Annotated in this window: 2 protein-coding genes (1 of these 2 only partly in view); both read left to right on the top strand. The window is 75.9% G+C overall.

Translation table 11 applies throughout. The annotated features are described in order from the left end of the window. Positions 1-10062 (top strand): non-ribosomal peptide synthetase, encoded by a 10062-nt coding sequence (locus BLA60_RS03535; RefSeq protein WP_075131168.1) that lies wholly within the window; start codon positions 1-3, stop codon positions 10060-10062. Continuing rightward, positions 10059-19588, top strand: partial view of a non-ribosomal peptide synthetase gene (locus tag BLA60_RS03540; RefSeq protein ID WP_075131169.1) — the 5' portion only. The gene runs 3865 nt beyond the window's last position; 9530 of the gene's 13395 nt are visible here — the first part of the coding sequence; its start codon is at positions 10059-10061; the stop codon falls past the right edge of the window. Before BLA60_RS03535 ends, BLA60_RS03540 begins: the two co-directional genes overlap by 4 nt.

Below are 19588 nucleotides of genomic sequence, written 5' to 3' on the forward strand. Positions count from 1 at the left end.
GTGAACGCCGGTGAGTTCCTGCCACTGACCACGGCACAGCAGGGCATCTGGCTCGGCCAGCGGCTCGACCCCGACAGTCCCGCCTACAACGTCGGCGGCTACGTCGACCTCCGCGGTGTCCTCGACCCCGGCCTGCTCGCCACGGCGTGCGCGGTGGTCAGCGGCGAGGCCGAGACACTGCGGGTGCGCGTCGAGCCGGGCGGGGAACGGCAGGTCGTGCTGGCCGAGCCGGGGCCGGGGCTGTCGGTGGTGGACGTGAGCGGCGAGCCCGACCCGGAGGCGGCCGCGTCGCGCTCGATGCGGGCCGATCTCGCCCGGCCGTCGGATCCGGTGCGGGAGCCGGTGTTCGTGCCCGTGCTGTACCGGCTCGCCGACCACCACCACCTGTGGTTCGTGCGGTGTCACCACATCGCGATCGACGGGTACAGCTTTCCGTTGGTGTGCCGGCGGATCGCTGAGGTCTACACCGCGCTCGCGCGGGGCGCCGAACCCGGGGCCCCGCCGTTCGCGCCGCTGCGCCTGCTGGTCGAACGGGACCTCGCCTACCGGGAATCGTCCGAGCGGGAGCGCGACGCCGGGTACTGGGAGCGGACCCTGGCCGACGCGCCGCCCGCCACCACGCTGAGCGGCCGGCGGGCCGCGCACACCCGCGCGTTCACCCGACACTCCACCCACCTCGCCGACGACGCGGCCGCCGTGCTCGCCGGTGCGGCGAAGGCCTCGCGCACGACGTGGGCCGAGATCGCCATCGCCGCGTTCGCCGCCTTCCAGTGCCGGCTGACCGGCGAACCGGTGGCGCGGATCGGGATCCCGACCACCGACCGGGTCGGGACGGCGTTGCTCCGGGTGCCCGGCATGGCCGCGAACGTCCTGCCGCTGGTGGTCGACGCGGCGCCGGAGCGGACGGGCGCGGAGGTGGTCGCGGCGGTCGCCACCGGCCTGGCCGGGCTGCGCGCCCACCAGCGCTACCGGCTGGAGGACCTGCTGCGCGGCGGCGGGCGGGACGTGCGCGACCTGTACGGGCCGAGCGTGAACATCAAGTTCTTCGACTACGGCCTCGACTTCGCCGGTGTGCCCGGGGTGTTCCACAACCTGGCGGCCGGGCCGGTCGACGACGTGACCGTGTCGGTCTACCACGGCGCCGGGCGGTTCGCGGTCGACCTCGACGCCAACAGCGAGACCCACACCCCGGCGCGGACCGCCGGGTACGGCACCCGGTTCACCGAGTTCCTCACCGCGTTCGCCGCCGCACCGGACCTGCCGGTCGGTGACGTGGAACTGGCCGAACAGCGACGGTCCCGCGGGAACGGTGGACAGCTGACCGGTGTGCCCGTCGCCGAGGCTCCGTCGCTGGGCACCGCCTTCCTCCGGACCGCCACGGCGTTCCCGGACAGGTGCGCCCTGCGTGACGGCGACCGGTCGTGGACGTTCGCGGAACTGGCCGAGGAGACCGGTCACCTCGCCGCCGTGCTGCGGGACGCCGGCGCGCGGCCGGACGACGTGATCGGCATCGTGGCGCCCCGCTCGGCGGAGACGGTGATCGCGATGCTCGCCGTCGCGCGGGCCGGTGCGGCCTGGCTGCCACTGGACCACGAACTGCCCGTCGAGCGGCTGCGGCACATCGTCGAACAGACCGCGCCCCGGCTGATGATCACCTGCCGCGGCGGGGCCACGCTCGACCTCGCCGGCATCGCCCCGGACGTCCCGGTCATCGACCTGGACACGGTCGACCTGCTCGCGCCCACGGTCCCACCCGACCACGTGCCACCGCCCGACGCGCGGGCCTACGTGATCCACACCTCCGGGTCCACCGGGCTGCCCAAGGGCGTGCACGTGTCCCACCGGGCGCTGGGCACGTTGCTCGCCGCGCACGGAACCGGCCTGTTCACCCGGTTCCCGGGCCGGCTGCGGGTCGCGCACACGGCGCCGTTCGCGTTCGACGCCGCGCTCGACCCGGTGCTGTGGCTGGTCGCCGGGCACGAACTGGTGGTCGTCGGCGACACCGTCTCCCGCGACGTCGACGCGCTCGTGGACCTGGTGCGCCGGCAGCGGATCGACTCCCTGGACCTCACGCCCGTGCACCTGGCCGCGCTGGTGGACGCCGGACTGCTGGCCGGCGAGCACCGGCCCAGGCTCGTCGTGTTCGGTGGTGAGGCCGTGCCGGCGCCGCTGTGGCACACGCTCGCCGCGACACCCGCGCTGGTGGCGGTCAACAGCTACGGGCCGACCGAGTTCACCGTCGACGCCACCCAGGCCGTGGTCACCGGGACGGAACCCGTGATCGGCGGACCCGTCGGCGGCGCCCGGGCGCTGGTGCTCGACGCCCGGCTGCGGCCGGTGCCCGCCGGGGCGGTCGGTGAGCTGTACCTCGGCGGGCCGCAGCTGGCACGCGGCTACACCGGTGCGGCGGCGACCGCGTCCCGGTTCGTCGCCGACCCGCTGGGCCCGGCGGGCGCGCGGCTGTACCGCACCGGTGATCTCGTGCGTCTTCGGGAGGACGGCGCGCTCGACCACCTCGGCCGGGGGGACGCCCAGGTGAAGCTGCGCGGCTACCGCATCGAGCCCGGCGAGGTCGAGCTGGCGCTGACCGCCCACCCCGCCGTGGTGCGCTGCGCGGTGGTCGTCCGCGACGACCTGCTCGTCGCCTACGCGGTGACCACCGCCGCCCAGGAGGACCTGCTCGCCCACCTGCGGACCCGGCTGCCGCACTACCTGGTGCCCGCCACGATCGTGCCGGTCGCCACTCTTCCGTTGACCACCAACGGAAAACTCGACATCGCCGCCCTGCCCGTACCCGAACCGTCCACGTCGGACACCGAACCGAGGACCGCCACCGAGACGGTGGTGTGCGCCCTGTTCGCCGAGGTGCTCGGGCGTGACCGGGTCGGTGTGCACGACGACTTCCTCGCGCTGGGCGGGCATTCACTCAGCGCCGGCCGGCTGCTGGCCGCGCTCCGGGCACACACGGGCGTCGGCCTCGACCTGCCGACCGTGCTGACCGCACGCACCCCGGCAGCGCTGGCCCGGGCGGTCGAGGACGTCAACCCGGACACCGAGCAGGACGCCGGGCACCCGCCGCTGGTGCGTGACAGCGACGACAGCCCCGTGCCGTGGTCGCCGGCACAGGCCCGGTTCTTGTTCGCCGAGCAGCTCGCCGGGCCGAGCCCCGTGCACCACGTGCCGCTGGTCATCCGGTTCCCCGGCCGGGTCGCCGAGGAACCGCTCGCGGCCGCGATCCGCGACGTGGTGCTGCGGCACGAACCGCTGCGGACCGTCCTGGTGGACGGCCACCAGCGCGTGCTTCCCGACGCCGACGTGTTCACCGTCCGCCGGGTCGCCGACGAGGAGGCGGAGATCCGGGCCCTCGTCCGCACCCCGTTCGACCTCACGACCGAGCCGCCGCTGCGCGCCACCATGCTGCGCGGCGGCACCGGCGACGTGCTCGTGCTGGTGTCGCACCACACCGCCGCCGACCACGGCGCCACCGCCCCACTGCTCGCCGACCTCGCCCACGCCTACGCCACGCGCGCGGAGGGCCGCGAACCCGACTGGCCGCCGCTGGCCGTGCGCTACCGCGACCACACCCGCTGGCACGCCCGCCTGCTCGACCGCACCGCCGGCGACCACGTCGCGTTCTGGCGGGCCAGACTCGCCGGGGCGCCGGAGGAGATCCCGTTGCCGGTCGACCGGCCGCGCGGGGACACGACCACCACCGACGGCGCGGTCGCGGGCCGGGTACTGCCCGCCGCCGTGCACCAGGCGGTCGCCGAGTGCGCGCGGGCCGCCGGGGTCACCACGTTCACCGTGCTGCGCACCGCGGTCGCGCTGCTGCTGAACCGGCACGGCGCCGGCACCGACCTCCCCCTCGGCACCCCGGTCGACGGCCGCACCGAACCGGCCCTGCGGGACGTCGTCGGCTGCTTCGTCAACACCGTCGTGCTGCGCACCGACCTGTCCGGGACACCGACCGTCCGCGAACTGCTCGCCCGCGTCCGCGACGCCGACGCCGAGGCCCTTGCCCACGCCGACCTGCCGTTCGACCGGGTCACCGAGGCGGTCAACCCGCCACGGGTACCCGGCCGGCACCCGCTGTTCCAGGTGCTGGTGGTGCACGAGCACGCCACCGTCGACGCACTGCGGCTCGGTGACCGGACCGGGCGGGTCGAACTGGTGAACACGGGCACCGCCAAGGTCGACCTGACGATCAAGTTCACCGAACGCGCCGACCGGGGCGGGATCGCCGTGTTCGCCGAGTACGCGACCGCGCTGTTCGACGAGGGCACCGCGCACGCGCTGCTGGCCCGGCTGGTGACCCTGCTGGCCGCCCTGACCACGGGTCTGGACCGGCCGGCCGCCGGCCTGGACGTGCTGGCGCCCGCCGAGGCCGCGCGTCTGCGCCGCCACGCCGCCGGGCCGCGCGTGCCGGTCGAGGACACGACGCTCGCCGGCCTGCTGGACCGCGCGGTCGCCGAGCACCCCGCCCGGCCCGCGCTGCGGTTCGGCGCGCGACGGCTCACCTACGCGGAGTTCGACGACCGCGTCACCCGCCTCGCCGCCGGGCTGCGTGACCGGGGGGTCGGGGCGGGCACGGTCGTGGCCGTGGACCTGCCCCGCTCGGTGGAGCTGGTGGTGGCGCTGCACGCGGTGGTCCGCGCGGGCGCCGCCTACCTGCCGCTGGACCCGGACCACCCGGCGCGGCGCCGCGAGCTGATGGTCACCGACGCCCGCCCGGTCCTCACGCTGACCGCCGGCCTCGTCCGCGAGCTGGCGGCCACCCCGGCGCGGCGTGACTGGCGCGCGGCGACCCCCGCCGAACCCGCGTACGTCATCTACACGTCCGGGTCGACCGGGCGGCCCAAGGGCGTGGTGGTGACCCACCGCGCGGTCGTGAACCGGCTCGCGTGGGCGCAGGACACGCATCCGCTCGGGCCGGGTGACGCGGTGCTGCACAAGACGCCGGCCGGGTTCGACGTGTCGGTGTGGGAGTTGTTCTGGCCGCTGGCCCACGGCGCCGAGCTGGTGGTCGCCCGACCGGACGGGCACCGCGACCCGGAGTACCTCGCCGCCGAGATCCGCGCCACCGGTGTCACGACCGTCCACTTCGTACCGTCGATGCTGCGCGCGTTCCTGACCGACCCGGCCGCCGCCACGTGCACCGGCCTCACGCGCGTGCTGTGCAGCGGTGAGGCGCTGACCCCGGACACGGCCGCCGCGTTCCGCGACGTGCTGCCCGGAGTGGAGCTGCACAACCTGTACGGCCCGACGGAGGCGGCCGTCGACGTCACCGCGTGGCGGGTCACCGACGAGCCGGGTCCGGTACCGATCGGCACCCCGGTGTGGAACACCGACGTGCGGGTCCTGGACGCCGCGTTGCGGCCGGTGCCGCCCGGGGTGGCGGGGGAGCTCTACCTCGCGGGCCGCCAGCTCGCGCTCGGCTACCTCAACCGGCCGGGCCTCACGGCGGAGCGGTTCGTGGCCGACCCGTTCGGGCCGCCGGGGACACGGCTGTACCGCACGGGCGACCTCGCGCGCTGGCGTGCGGGACCGCTGCCCGGCCCGCTGGACTACCTGGGGCGTACGGACTTCCAGGTCAAGGTGCGCGGGGTGCGGATCGAGCTGGGGGAGGTGGAGGCCGCGCTGTGCCGCCACCCGGAGGTGACGGCGGCCGCCGCCGCGGTGCACGGGACCCGGCTTGTCGGGTACGTGGTGCCCGCGACCGTCCCACCCGTCGCGGTGCGCGAGTTCGTGGCGACGGTCGTGCCGGACGCGCTGGTCCCGGCGGTCGTCGTGCCGCTGGCCGCGTTGCCGCTCACCCCGAACGGGAAGCTCGACCGCCAGGCCCTGCCCGCACCGGGAGTCACCGCGCCGGACACCACCCGGACCGGCCAGGTCGGGGTCGTGCGGGCGGCGTTCGCGGCGGTGCTCGGCGTCGCGGACGTGGGCGCCGACGACGGGTTCTTCGCGCTCGGCGGGGACAGCATCCTCGCCATCGACCTGGTGAACCGGGTGCGGGCCCACGGGTTGACGGTCGGCGTGCGGGACGTGTTCGCCCACCAGACGCCCGCCGAACTGGCCGGGCGGGCGGCCGTCGTGGAAGCGCCGGCGGCGTCCCGGCCGGCCGTGGGGCCGGTGCCGCTGACGCCGATGCTGCACTGGCTGCACGACCGCGACGACCTGACCGCGACCCAGAGCGCCGAGCTGCCGCTGCCCGCCGGGGTGACCGAGGAGTCCGTCGTCGCTGCGGTGCGGGCGCTGATGGCGCGGCACGAACTGCTGCGCGCCCGGCTGACCGTGAGCCGCGACGGGCTGTGGTCACTGGCCGTGCCGGAGTCCGCCGAGCCGGTGTTCGACGGCACGGTCGACCCGACGGCCGGGCGGACGGTCGTGTGGCGGGTGCTGCCCGGCCGGCTGGCGGTCACCGCGCACCACCTCGCGGTCGACGCCGTGTCGTGGGGTGTGCTGGCGGCCGACCTCGACGCGCTGCTCGCGGGGCGCGTGCTGGCACCGGTCCGCCCGTTCCGCGAGTGGGCGGACCGGCAGCTCGAACGGTCCGCCGCCCCGGAGGTGCTCGACCGGTTCGGGTACTGGCGCGACGTGCTCGCCGGCCGCACGCCGCTGCCGGCCGGCGACACCGCGCCGGGAAGTCTCGAATGGACTGTCCAGGTCGGTGACCTGTTCCGGCAGGCCGAGGAGCGGTTCCGGGTGACCGGCGGTGAACTCCTGGTCGCCGCGGTCGTGCTGGCGCTGGGCGAGGTGACCCTGGGCGTCGAGACCCACGGCCGCGACGACGACAACGCCGGCCAGGTCGGCTGGTTCACCACCCTCCACCCGGTTCACCTCGCCGCGCCGGGCCCCGATCCGGTCGCGGTGCTCAAGCACGTCAAGGAAACCCTGCGCACCGTGCCCGACCCGGCGAGCTACGGGCTGCTGCGCCACCTCAACCCGAGGACCGCGCCGGCGCTGGCCGCGCTCGGCGACCCCGAGCTGATCGTGAACCACCTTGGCCACCGCGACACGGTGCTCGCCGGTGACGCGCCACCGGCCGCCGCGCTGGAACTGACCGCGTACACCACACGGGACCTGCACCTGCGCCTGGACTCGACCGGCCACGACCTCGCCGCGTTCCGTACGGGTCTCGACCGGGCACTGGCCGACCTGGCGGTCGCGGTCGCGGCCAGCGCGGGCGGGCGCACCCCGTCCGACCTGACCAGGCCGGGCCTCACCCAGTCCGATGTGGACGATCTGGACCGGGAGTGCCCCGGCTGGCTCGACGCCCTGCCCGTCACGCCGTTGCAGGAAGGTCTGCTCGCGCTGGCGCACACGCACCCGGACGCGCTCGACGTGTACACGGTCGAGGTGGTCCTGCGCTTCGCCGAACCCCTCGACGCGGACCGCCTCGCCGCCTCGGCGACCCGCCTGGTGGCCCGGCACACCGCCCTGCGGACGGGTTTCCGGCACCTCGCCAGCGGCGAGGCCGTCGGTGTCCTGTACCCGGCGGTACCGGTCCCGGTGACCACCGCCACCGGCCGGCACACCCCGTTCGACCTGTCCGCCCCGCCGCTGGTGCGGTTCGCGCTCGACGCCAGCACGCTCACCGTCACCGGCCACCACCTCGCCTGGGACGGCTGGTCGGCGCCGCTGCTGGTCCGCGAACTGCTCACCCTGTACGTGGGCGGCGTGGTCGACGACACCAGCCTGCCCGCACACCTCACCTACCTGCGCGGACTCGGGCCCCCGGACCTCGACGTGTGGCGCGAGGTCCTCGCCGGGCTGGCCGCGCCCACCCTGCTCGTCGCGGCCCAGCCAGGACCGGCCACCGAACTCCCGGCCGAGATCACCGCCGAACTCGACGAGACCAGGACCGAGGCCGTCCGCGCGCTCGCCAGGGCCCACGGCCTGACCGTCAACACGGTCGTGCGCGGCGCGTGGGGCCTGACCCTCACCGAGGCCACCGGCACCGGCGACGTCGTGTTCGGCGTGACCGTGTCCGGCCGACCGGCGGGCGTCCCCGGTATCGACACGGCCATCGGCATGTTCGTCAACACCGTCCCGGCGCGCTTCACCGGCGGTGACACGATCCTGGCCGCGTTACGCCATCTGCAGGACACCCACGCCGCCACCATCGACCACCAGCACACGGGTCTCGCCGCGATCCAGCGCGCCCTGGGGCTCGGCCCGCTGTTCGACACGCTTGTCGTCGTCGAGAACTACCCCCTCGACGAGGAGGCGTTGCTGGCCGGGTTCGGTGAGCTGCGCCCGATCGCGATCGAGGCCGACGACGCCACCCACTATCCGGTGACCCTCACGGTGTTCCCCGGCCCGACGCTGGGCGTGTCGCTGAAGTACCGCCGCGACGCGCTGTCCGAACAGGACGCGCGGCGGCTGCTGGCCACGTTCCTCGACCAGCTCGACCGCTGTGTCGCCGACCCGGGCGCGCGGGTCGAGCACCACGCCGCAACGCCCGCGCCCCGACCCACCCCGACGCCCCTGGTCGCCGCCGGCCCCACCGCCGCGCGGATCGCGACCCTGTTCGCCGAGACGCTCGCCCTGCCGGAGGCCGGCGCGGGGGACAGCTTCTTCGGGCTCGGCGGCGACAGCATCCTCGCCATCCAGCTCGTCGCCAGGGCACGCGCGGCGGGGCTGCGGTTCACCGCCGCCGACGTGTTCGCGCACCGCACCCCGGCGGCGCTCGCGGCCATCGCCGTTCCGCACGCCGACACCGCCGTGCCCACCGTGACCGAACGGGGTGGCGACGGGCTCGTCCCGGTCATGCACGCGCTGCGCGAACTCCATGGCCCGATCGACGGCTACGCCCAGCAGATGCTGCTGCGCCTGCCGGGCGACGCCGACGAACCCCGGCTCCGGGCGGCGATCAGCGCGATCCTCGCCCGGCACCCCCTGCTGCGGTCCCGGCTCGTCACCACCCCCGCCTGGCAGCTCGAACCCGGCGAGGCCACCGTCCGTCCGCACCGGTTCGACGGCGACACCTCGGCGGCCGCCCGCCGACTCGCCCCGGAGAACGGTGTCCTGACCGACTGGGCGTGGCGCGCGGGCGAACTCCTCGTCACCATCCACCACCTGGCCGTCGACGGCGTCTCGTGGCGGATCCTGCTCGACGACCTTGCCACCGTCTGGGCGGGCCGCGAGCCGTACCCGGTCGGCACGACCTTCCACCAGTGGGCCGGCCTCCTCGCGGCGGAGGCCCGCGCGCCGCGCCGGACCGCCGAACTCGATCACTGGCGGACCGCGCTGTCGGCGCCACCCGTCCTGCCGGGAGTGGTTCTCGATCCGGTCTGGGACGTCGCGGCCACCCAGGCCGAGGTCTCTGGCACGCTCGGCCCCGCCGACACGACCGCCCTGCTCGGCGAGGTCGCCGACGCGTTCCACACCGGCCCGCAGGAACTGCTGCTCGCGGCGCTCACCTCGGCGTTGGGCACCGGCGACGTGTCGGTGCTGCTGGAAGGCCACGGTCGCGCCGACGAGCTGTTCCCGGGTGCCGACACCAGCCGCACCGTCGGCTGGTTCACCACCCTGTACCCGGTCCGGCTGCCCGGCGCCACCGATCTGTCCACAGTGGTCAGACAGGTCAGGGAGGCGCTGCGGGCGGTGCCCGACCGGGGGATCGGCTACGGCCTGCTGCGCCACCTCAACGACACCACCGCCGCCGACCTCGCCGCCCTGCCGGCACCGCAGGTCCGGTTCAACTACCTGGGACGCCTGACCGCCGGCACCGACCGCCCGTTCGAACCGGTCGACACCAGGGAACCGCTGGGCGGTCACGTGCCGCCCGGTCTGCCCGTCCCGCACCCGCTGGACATCACCGTGGTCGTCGTCGACGTCCCGGCCGGGCCGGTGCTGCGGTGGCGGATCGCGTGGCCCGCCGAACGCGTGGCCGGCGACGTGGTCCGCGACCTCGCCGCCCGTTTCCACACCGCGCTGACCGAACTGCCGCGTCTGGCCGCCGACGGCGTGCCCGGCGGTCACACCCCGTCCGACTTCACCCTGGTGCACCTCGCCCAGGACGAGATCGACGAGTTCGACGAACTCTGGAGGACCTCGTGAGCGGCCTGGCCGACGTACTGCCCCTCACCCCACTGCAGCAGGGGCTGATGCTGTGGGCCGGGTACGGCGGCGCCGCCTCGGGCGTCTACACGGTCCAGACCACGATCGACCTGGACGGCGTCGTCGAGGCGAAGGCGCTGCGGGCCGCCGCCGAGACGTTGCTGCGCCGCCATCCCACCCTGCGCGCCGGTTTCCGCTTCCGGCGCGGCGGTGAGCCGGTCGCGCTGGTGCCCGCCTCGGTCACCGTCGACTGGCGCACCGTCGAGACCCAGGACCGCGCCGCCGAGGCGCGGGCCGAGCGGGAGCGGCCCTTCGACCTCGCGCGCCCGCCGCTGCTGAGGTTCCTGCTGGTCACCACGGCGGCCGACCGGCACACGCTGGTGCTGACCCACCACCACATCCTGCTCGACGGCTGGTCGATGCCGCTGCTGGTGCGGGAGCTGTTCGCGCTCTACGCCCAGGCCGGGTCCGACGCCGGCCTGCCGGCGCCCGCCCGGTTCCGCGACCACCTGGCGTGGCTGTCCACCCGCGACACCGACGCGTCCAGGGCCGCGTGGCGCCGCCACCTCGACGGCGCCGAGCCCACGCTGGTCGCCGCCGGTCACGACCTGCGCGGCGCGGCCACCGCCGCCGAGCACACGGTGTGGCTCGACGCCGCCACGACCGCCGGGGTGCTGGCGGTCGCGCGGCGCCTCGACGTCACCGCCAACACCGTCCTGCAGTGCGTGTGGGCGCTCGCGCTCGGCGAGCTGACCGGCCGCGGCGACGTGACGTTCGGGCTCACCGGCTCCGGCCGGGACACCGACGTGCCCCGCGCGACCGAGATCCTCGGCCTGCTGATCAACACCACGCCGGTCCGGATCGCCCTGCGCCCGCACGAGACCCTCGCCGACCTGGTGACGCGGGTCCAGCGGGAACAGGCCGGGCTGCTGGCCCACCAGCACCTCGGGCTCGCCGACCTCCAGGACGGCCGGGGCGAGTTGTTCGACACGTTCACCGTGTTCGAGAACTACCCGGCCGACCCCGACGAACTGGACCGGCTCGGCCGCGCGGCCGGTCTGCGGGTCCTGGGCATCGACGGCGCCGACTCCAGCCACTACCCGCTGGGGGTGGTGGCGACGCCGGGGGAGCGGCTGCGCCTGGACCTGCGCCACCGCGCCGAGGTCGTCCCGGACGTGACCGCCCTGGCCGCCCGGCTGGTCGCGTTGTTCGGCGCGTTCGCCACCGACCCGGACCGTCCGGTCGCGACACTGCCCCGGTTGACCGCCGCCGAGCACGAGCGGTGGGTGACCGCGCCCAACCGCACCGGTGCCCAGGTCGGCACCGCGTCGTTCCCGGCGCTGGTCGAGCGGGCCGCCGCCGCGCACCCGGACGCCGACGCCGTGGTGGGCGACGCCGAGCGCGTCACCTACCGGGAGCTCAACGCCCGCGCGAACCGGCTCGCCCGCTACCTCACCGACCGGGGGGCCGTGGCGGAGCAGCAGATCGCGGTCGCGCTGCCCCGCGGGGCGGACCAGGTCGTCGCGATGCTCGCCGTCCTCAGGGCGGGCGCGGTGTACGTGCCGGTCGACACCGACTACCCGCCGGACCGGATCGGGCTGCTGCTCGGCGAGGCGCGGCCCGCGCTCGTGCTCACCGAGCCGCAGCACCTGCCCGTGCTGCCCGGCACCGCCCCCGTCGACCTGCTCACCACCGCCGAGGCCGTCGCCGCCACCCTCCCCGCCGGCGACCCCGCGACCGTGCCGCACCCGGACACCGGGGCGTACGTGATCTTCACGTCCGGCTCCACCGGCACCCCCAAGGGCGTGGTCGTCACCCATCGCGGGCTGCCGAGCCTGGCCCACACCGTTGCCGAGCACTTCCGCCCGGGGCCGGGGGACCGGGTGTTGCAGTTCGCGTCGCAGAGCTTCGACACCTCGGTGTGGGAACAGGTCATGGCCCTCACGACCGGTGCCACGCTGGTGATCGCACCGCCGGAACGACGGCTCGGTGAGGCGCTCGCCGGCCTGCTCGCCGAGCACCGCGTCACCCACCTGACGCTGCCGCCCGCCGCGCTCGCCGAACTCCCGACCACGGCCGTGCCGGCCGGTGCGGTCGTCATCGTCGCCGGTGAGGCCTGCCCGCCGGACCTCGCGCGCACCTGGGTCGAGGCCGGGCACACCCTGTTCAACTCCTACGGCCCCACCGAGACCACGGTCGACGTGACGCTCTGGCGCGCCACCGGCACCGGCCTCGACGGCACCGCCCTGCCCATCGGCACGCCCGTGCACAACACCACCGTCCACGTGCTCGACCCGTGGCTGCGGCCGGTGCCGGCCGGCACGGTCGGCGAGCTGTACGTCGGTGGCCCCGGCCTGGCGCGCGGCTACGCGGGCGCGCCGGGCCTGACCGCGACCCGGTTCGTGGCGGGCCAGGGCGGGCAGCGGTGGTACCGGACCGGTGACCTGGTGCGGTGGCGGTCCGACGGCACGCTGGAGTTCGCGGGCCGCGCCGACCACCAGGTCACGATCCGGGGCTTCCGCGTGGAGCCCGGCGAGGTCGAGGCCGCGTTGCGCGCCCTGCCCGGCGTGACCGGCGCGCTCGTGCTCGCCGTCCCCGACCCGGCGCCCGACCCGGCGACCGGCGCGCGGCTGGTCGCCTACGCGGTGACGAGCCGCGACGCCGGTGACCTGCGGGCCGCGCTCGCCGGATCGCTGCCCGACCACCTGGTGCCGGCGGCGATCGTCGTGCTGGACGCGTTCCCGCTGACCCCCAACGGAAAGATCGACCGGGCCGCCCTGCCCGCGCCGGCCGTGCGGGCCGCCCGTGCCGACCGGGGCGACCCTCGGCTGGAGCTGATGTGCGGGCTGTTCGCGGCCGTGCTCGGACTGCCCTCGGCCGGCCCGGACGACGGGTTCTTCGCGCTCGGCGGGCACTCGCTGCTGGTCGCGCGGCTGCTCGCGCGGGTGCGGACCGCGTTCGGCGACGAGGCGAGCATCCGTGACGTGTTCGACCACCCGACCCCGCGCGGCCTGCTCGCCCGGCTGGGCACCGGCATCCGCCGCCCGGCGCTGGTGCCCCGGCCGCACGACGGGGTGGTGCCGCTGTCGCCGGCCCAGCAGCGCCTGTGGTTCCTGCACCGGCTCGACGGGCCAAGCCCCGCCTACAACATCCCCTCGGTGCTGCGGCTGACCGGCGACCTGGACGTGTCCGCGCTGGAACGCGCGTTCGGTGACGTGGCCGACCGCCACGAGACCCTGCGCACGGTCTTCGCGCAGGACACGCAGATCATCCGGCCGGACGCCGCCGTCCCGTTCACCGTCGTGCCGGCCGACGAGTCCACTGTGGACGCGGCACTGGCGGGTGCGGCCGCCCACCGCTTCGACCTCACCACCGAGACCCCGCTGCGGGTCACCGTGTTCCGCCTCGGACCGGACGAGCACGTCCTGCTCGTGCTGGTGCACCACATCGCCGGCGACGAGTGGTCGGTCGGCCCGCTGTTCGCCGACCTGCGCACCGCCTACCTCGCCCGCCGCGCCGGGCAGCCACCCGACTGGCCGCCGCTGCCGGTGCGGTACGCGGACTACGCGCGCTGGCAACGGGAACTCGACGTGGACACCCAGCTCGACCACTGGCGCACCGCGCTCGACGGCTCGCCGGCCGAGCTGGGACTGCCGGTCGACCACCCCGGTGCCGAGGTCACCGGCCGGGGCGGCTACCAGCCGTTCGAGGTCCCGGCCGAGGTGCACGCCCGGCTGATCGCCCTGGCGCGCGCGAGCGACGTCACCGAGTTCATGGTGGTGCAGGCCGTGGTCACCGCGCTGCTCACCAGAATGGGCGCGGGCGAGGACATCCCGCTCGGCGCGCCGGTCGCCGGCCGCTCCGAGGCCGCGCTCGACGACCTCGTCGGCTTCTTCGTCAACACGCTGGTGCTGCGGGTGTCCACGGCGGGCGACCCGACGTTCACCGAGCTGCTGGGCCGGGTCCGGGAGACCGACCTGGCCGCCTTCGAGCACGCGGACGTGCCGTTCGAGCGGCTCGTCGAGATGCTCGCGCCGGCCAGGGTGCCCGGCCGCAACCCGCTGTTCCAGGTGATGGTCACCCACCAGCACCAGCTCGACCTGGACCTCGGGGTCGCCGGGCTGGTGAGCCGGGCGGTGCCGTTCGGGCTGGACACCGCGAAGTTCGCGCTGTCGTTCAGCTTCTTCCCCGAGGCGGACGGACGGCTCGGTGGCGGCGTCGAGTACGCGGCCGACCTGTTCGAGCCCGCCACCGCCGCCGCGCTCGCCGACCGGCTGACCCTGGTCCTGACCGCCCTGGTGACCGAACCGGACCGTCCACTGTGGTCACACAAGGTGCTGCTGGCCGGGGAGGCGACGGTCCCGGCACCGGCCCCGGTGTCCGGGCGGCTCACCCCGGACCTGGTACGGGAGGCGGCGCTGCGCCACGCGGGCCGCATCGCGCTGGTCGACCCGGCCGGCGACGAGCTGTCCTACGCGCGGCTGACCCGCCGGGCCAACCAGCTCGCGCGCCTGCTGGCCGCGCGGGGGATCGGCCCGGAATCGGTGGTGGCACTCGCGTGCCCGCCCTCGGCGGGGTTCGTCGTCGGCCTGCTGGCCGTGCTGGCGGCCGGAGCCGCGTACCTGCCGCTCGACCTGGACCACCCGCGGGCCCGGCTGCGGCTCATGCTCGACGACGCGACCCCGGACCTGGTGCTGGCGGCCGGGAACGCCGTCAGGTGGTGGTCCGGTGAGCGGCTCGCGCTGGACACCGTGGATCTGGCGGTGGACCTGGCGGCGTACTCCGGCGCCCGCCTGACCGACGCCGACCGCACCCGGCCGCTGCGCCAGGAACACCTGGCGTACGTGCTGTTCACCTCCGGCTCCTCCGGGCGGCCGAAGGCGGTCGCCGGAACCCACGCCGGGCTCGCCGCCCGACTCGAGTGGGGCCGGGACGCGTTGCCGCTGGGCACGCACGAGGTCGTGCTCGCCAAGAGCTCACCCGCGTTCGTCGACGCCAGCACCGAACTGCTCGGCGGCCTCGCCGGGGGCGCCCGCGTCGTCCTGGCCGCCGACCGGCGCGACCCGCACGCGCTCGCCGCGGCCGTCCAACGCCACCGGGTCACCCGGCTCACCGGCGTGCCCAGCCTGCTGACCGCGTTGCACCGCGAGACGGACGCGGACCTGTCGTCGGTCCGCACCTGGATCTCCAGCGGCGAACCACTGCCCACGACGCTGACCCCGCCGGGCCGGCTGGTGAACCTGTACGGCTGCTCGGAGGCCAGCGGCGACAGCCTGCACGCCGAGGGCGCGGGCCCGTTCACCGGCCGCGTCGACGGCACCGCCGGGTACGTCCTCGACCCGAGGCTGGGGCTCGCGCCGGTCGGCGTCACCGGCGAGCTGTACCTCGCCGGGGTCGGCCTGGCCCGTGGCTACCTGGGCGCCCCTGGCCTGACCTCGGCGCGCTTCGTGGCCAACCCGTTCGGTCCCGGCCGGCTGTACCGCACGGGCGATCTGGCCCGCCGGACGGACGCGGGCATCGCACTGCTGGGCCGCGCCGACGACCAGCTCACCGTGCGCGGCTCCCGCGTCGAACCGGCCGAGGTCGAGGCCGCGCTGGCCCGGGCCGAGGGCGTGACGGCCGCGGCGGTCGTCGCCAGGGACCGGGCGGGTGAGCGCGAGCTGGTCGCGTTCGTGACCCCGGACACCGTGGCGCTGGCGGCGCTCCGCGCCTCGGTCACGGCCGCCCTGCCCGCCCACCTCGTGCCGACGTCGTTCGCCGCGCTGCCCGAACTTCCCCGGCTCCCCGGCGGCAAGGTCGACCGGCGCGCCCTCGCGGCCCTGCCCGCCGGCCCCGCGCCCACCGGGACGGTCGCCCCGTCGAACGACCGTGAGCTGGCCCTGGCCCGGATCTTCGCCGGCGTGCTCGACCGGCCGGTGCCGGACGTGACCGCGAGCTTCTTCGAACTCGGCGGCCATTCGCTGCTCGCGACCCGGCTCGTCGCCCGCGTCCGCGCCACGCTCGGCCGTGAGGTGTCGCTGCGCACCGTGTTCGAGGCGCCGACCGTCCGCGCCCTCGCCGCCCGGCTCGACGAGCGCGCCACCCGGCCGCCGGTGCGGGCACGGCCCCGCCCGCAACGCGTGCCGCTGTCCTACGCCCAGCGTCGCCTGTGGTTCCTCGACCAGTTGGCGGACACCGGTGCCGCCTACACCGTCCCGTTCCTCACCCGCCTGAGCGGTCCGGTCGACACCGCCGCGCTGTCCGCCGCGGTCGGCGACCTGCTGGGCCGGCACGAGGCGCTGCGGACCGTGCTGCGCGCGGCCGACGGCGAGCCGTACCAGCACGTCCTCACCGACCCGCCGGTCCCGTTCGCCACCGGGTGCGCGGCGGACCTGCCGGCGGTGCTGGCGCACCGCTTCGACCTGGCCCACGAGCCGCCGCTGCGGGTCACGCTGCTGCGCGATGGCCCGACCGACCACGTGCTGGCGGTCGTCGCGCACCACACCGCCGCCGACGCGCTGTCGGCGGGGCCGCTGGTCACCGATCTCGCCACCGCCTACGACGCGCGCCGCGCCGGCCGGGCACCGGACTGGTCGCCGCTGCCCGTCCAGTACGCGGACTACACGCTGTGGCAACGGGAACTGGACGTCGACGGTCAGCTTGACCACTGGCGCGCCCGCCTCGCGGACCTGCCCGACGAGCTGACCCTGCCCACCGACCGGCCCCGCCCCGCGCGCGCCAGCCACCGGGGCGGAGTCGTCGAGGCCGACCTCCCCGCCGATGTCCACAGAGGACTTCAGGCGATCGCCCGCCGGACCGGCGCGACGCCGTTCATGGTGCTGCACGCCGCCGTCGCCGCCCTGCTGTCGGCGCTGGGCGCGGGGGAGGACATCCCGGTCGGCACGCCGGTCGGCGGCCGGATCGACCCCGCGCTGGACGACCTCGTCGGGTTCTTCGTCAACACGGTCGTACTGCGCACCGACCTGTCCGGCGACCCCACGTTCACCGAGCTGGTGACGCGGACCGCCGACACCGACCTCGCCGCGCTCGCCCAGGCCGACGTCCCGTTCGAACGGCTCGTCGACGAGCTGGCGCCCCGCCGCTCCCGCGCCCGGCACCCGCTGTTCCAGGTCCTGGTGAACCACAACCACCGCCAGCTCGCGGCACCCGCCCTGCCCGGCACCACGGGCGAGGCCCTGCCCGTGGACCTCGACACCGCCAAGGTCGACCTCGCGTTCGCCTTCGACGAACTGCCGGACGTGCCCGGCCTGACCGTGTCGGTCAACTACTCGGCCGACCTGTTCGACCGGGCGACGGTCGACACGCTGGTCATCCGCCTGCTGGCGCTGCTCGCGACCGTCGCGGCGGCACCGGACACCCGGCTCTCGCGCCTGGACCCGCGCCTGCCGGCCGAACGCGTCCAGCACGACACCTCGGTCGACGTGGCACCGGGCACCGCAGTGGACCGCCTGCTGCGCGCGGCGCCCGACACGCCCGCGGTCCTGCACGGCGGGCGCACCCTCACCTACGCCGACCTGGTTCGTCGCAGCGGCGCGGTCGCGGCGCACCTGCGTGCGCGTGGCGTCGGCCAGGACGACGTGGTGGCCGTGGCCATCCCGCGCTGCGTCGACCTGGTCGTCGCGCTGTGGGGGGTGCTGCGCGCCGGTGCCGCCTACGTGCCGCTGGACCCGGACGACCCGCCCGCCCGCCGCGCGTTCGTCGTCGGCGACGCCGGCGCGACCGTCACCCTGTCCGATGTGGACGTTCCGGACGCGGACTTCACCGACACCCCCCTCCACCCGGACACGGCCGCCTACCTGATCCACACCTCCGGCTCCACCGGCCGCCCCAAGGGGGTGGTGGTCACCCACCGCGCGCTGGTCAACCGCCTGGAGTGGATGCGGGCCGCCTACGACGTCGGCCCGGCCGACCGGATCGCGCAGAAGACCCCGACCGGGTTCGACGTGTCGGTGTGGGAGCTGTTCCTGCCGGCGTTCACCGGTGCCGCCCTCGTGCTCGCCGACCCCGGCGGCCACCGCGACCCGGCGTACCTGGCGGAGCTGGTCAGCGGCGTGACGATCGCGCACTTCGTCCCGTCGATGCTGCGGGCCTACCTCGACGCCGGGCAGACGCTCACCGGCCCGCGCCTGGTGGTCACCAGCGGCGAAACCCTCACCCCGGACCTCGCCGCGCGCTGCGCCGTGCCGGTGCACAACCTGTACGGGCCCACCGAGGCCACCGTCGACGTCACCCACCACGCCGTCACCGCCGCCGACCTCGACGCGGGCGTGGTCCCCATCGGCCGGCCGGTGTGGAACACGACCGTGCACGTCCTGGACCGCCTGCTGCGGCCGGTTCCGGACGGCGTGCCCGGCGAGCTGTACCTGGGTGGCGTCCAGGTCGCCCGCGGCTACCACGCCCGCCCCGGCCTCACCGCGACCCGGTTCGTGGCCGCCCCGAACGGGCAGCGCTGGTACCGCACCGGCGACCTCGGCCGCGTCCGCGACGGCGTGCTCGACCACCTCGGCCGCACCGACGACCAGGTGAAGGTCCGGGGCGTGCGCGTCGAGCCGGGCGAGGTCGAGGCGGCGCTCACCGCGCTGCCCGGGGTCCGCGCGGCGGCGGTCCTCGCCGTCGACGACCGCCTGGTCGCCTACGTGGCCGGCGGGACCGGGGACCCGCGCTCCGCGCTCGCCGGCACACTGCCCGCGCACCTCGTGCCGTCGGTCATCGTCCCGCTCGACGACCTGCCGCTCACCCCCAGCGGCAAGCTCGACCGTGGTGCCCTGCCCGACCCGGTCGCCCGGCCCGAGGGGACCGACCTCGCCCGCGACCCGGTCGAGGAACTCCTGCTGGGCATCACCGGGGACCTGCTGGGCACGACCGTCGGCGTCACCGACGACTTCTTCGCCGTGGGCGGCCATTCGCTGCTCGCGGTCCGGCTGGTCGCCCGCGTGGGCGCCGAACTCGGCGTGCCGTTGTCGGTCGCCGACGTGTTCGACGCCCCGACCGTGCGCGCGCTGGCCCGCCGGATCGCCGGCCGCGCCCCCGGTGCCCGGCCCGCGCTGGTCCCGGTGGACCGTCCGGCCGTGCTGCCGCTGTCCCCGGCCCAGCGACGGCTCTGGTTCCTCCACCGGATGGACGGGCCCGGCGCGGCCTACAACCTCCCGTTCGCGGCCCGGCTGTCCGGCGACCTGGACGTCGAGGCGCTGCGGCGCGCGGTCGGTGACGTCGTGGCCCGGCACGAGATCCTGCGCACCTGCTACCCGGACGGCGCGACCCCGACCCAGGAGGTGCTGGCCGACCCGGTGATCCCGTTCCACCGGGCCGCCACCACCGAGGACCGGCTGGCCGGCGACCTCGCCCTGGCCGCCGCCCACCCGTTCCGGCTCGCCGACGAACCGCCGGTCCGCGTCACCGTGTTCGCCACCGGCACCGACCACGTCGTGCTGGTGCTCGTGCACCACATCGCGGCCGACGAGTGGTCCACCCGGCCACTGTTGCGCGACCTCGCCACCGCCTACGCCGCCCGCCGCACCGGCCACGC

The sequence above is a fragment of the Actinophytocola xinjiangensis genome, from assembly GCF_001921215.1.
In the GTDB taxonomy this organism is placed as follows: domain Bacteria; phylum Actinomycetota; class Actinomycetes; order Mycobacteriales; family Pseudonocardiaceae; genus Actinophytocola; species Actinophytocola xinjiangensis.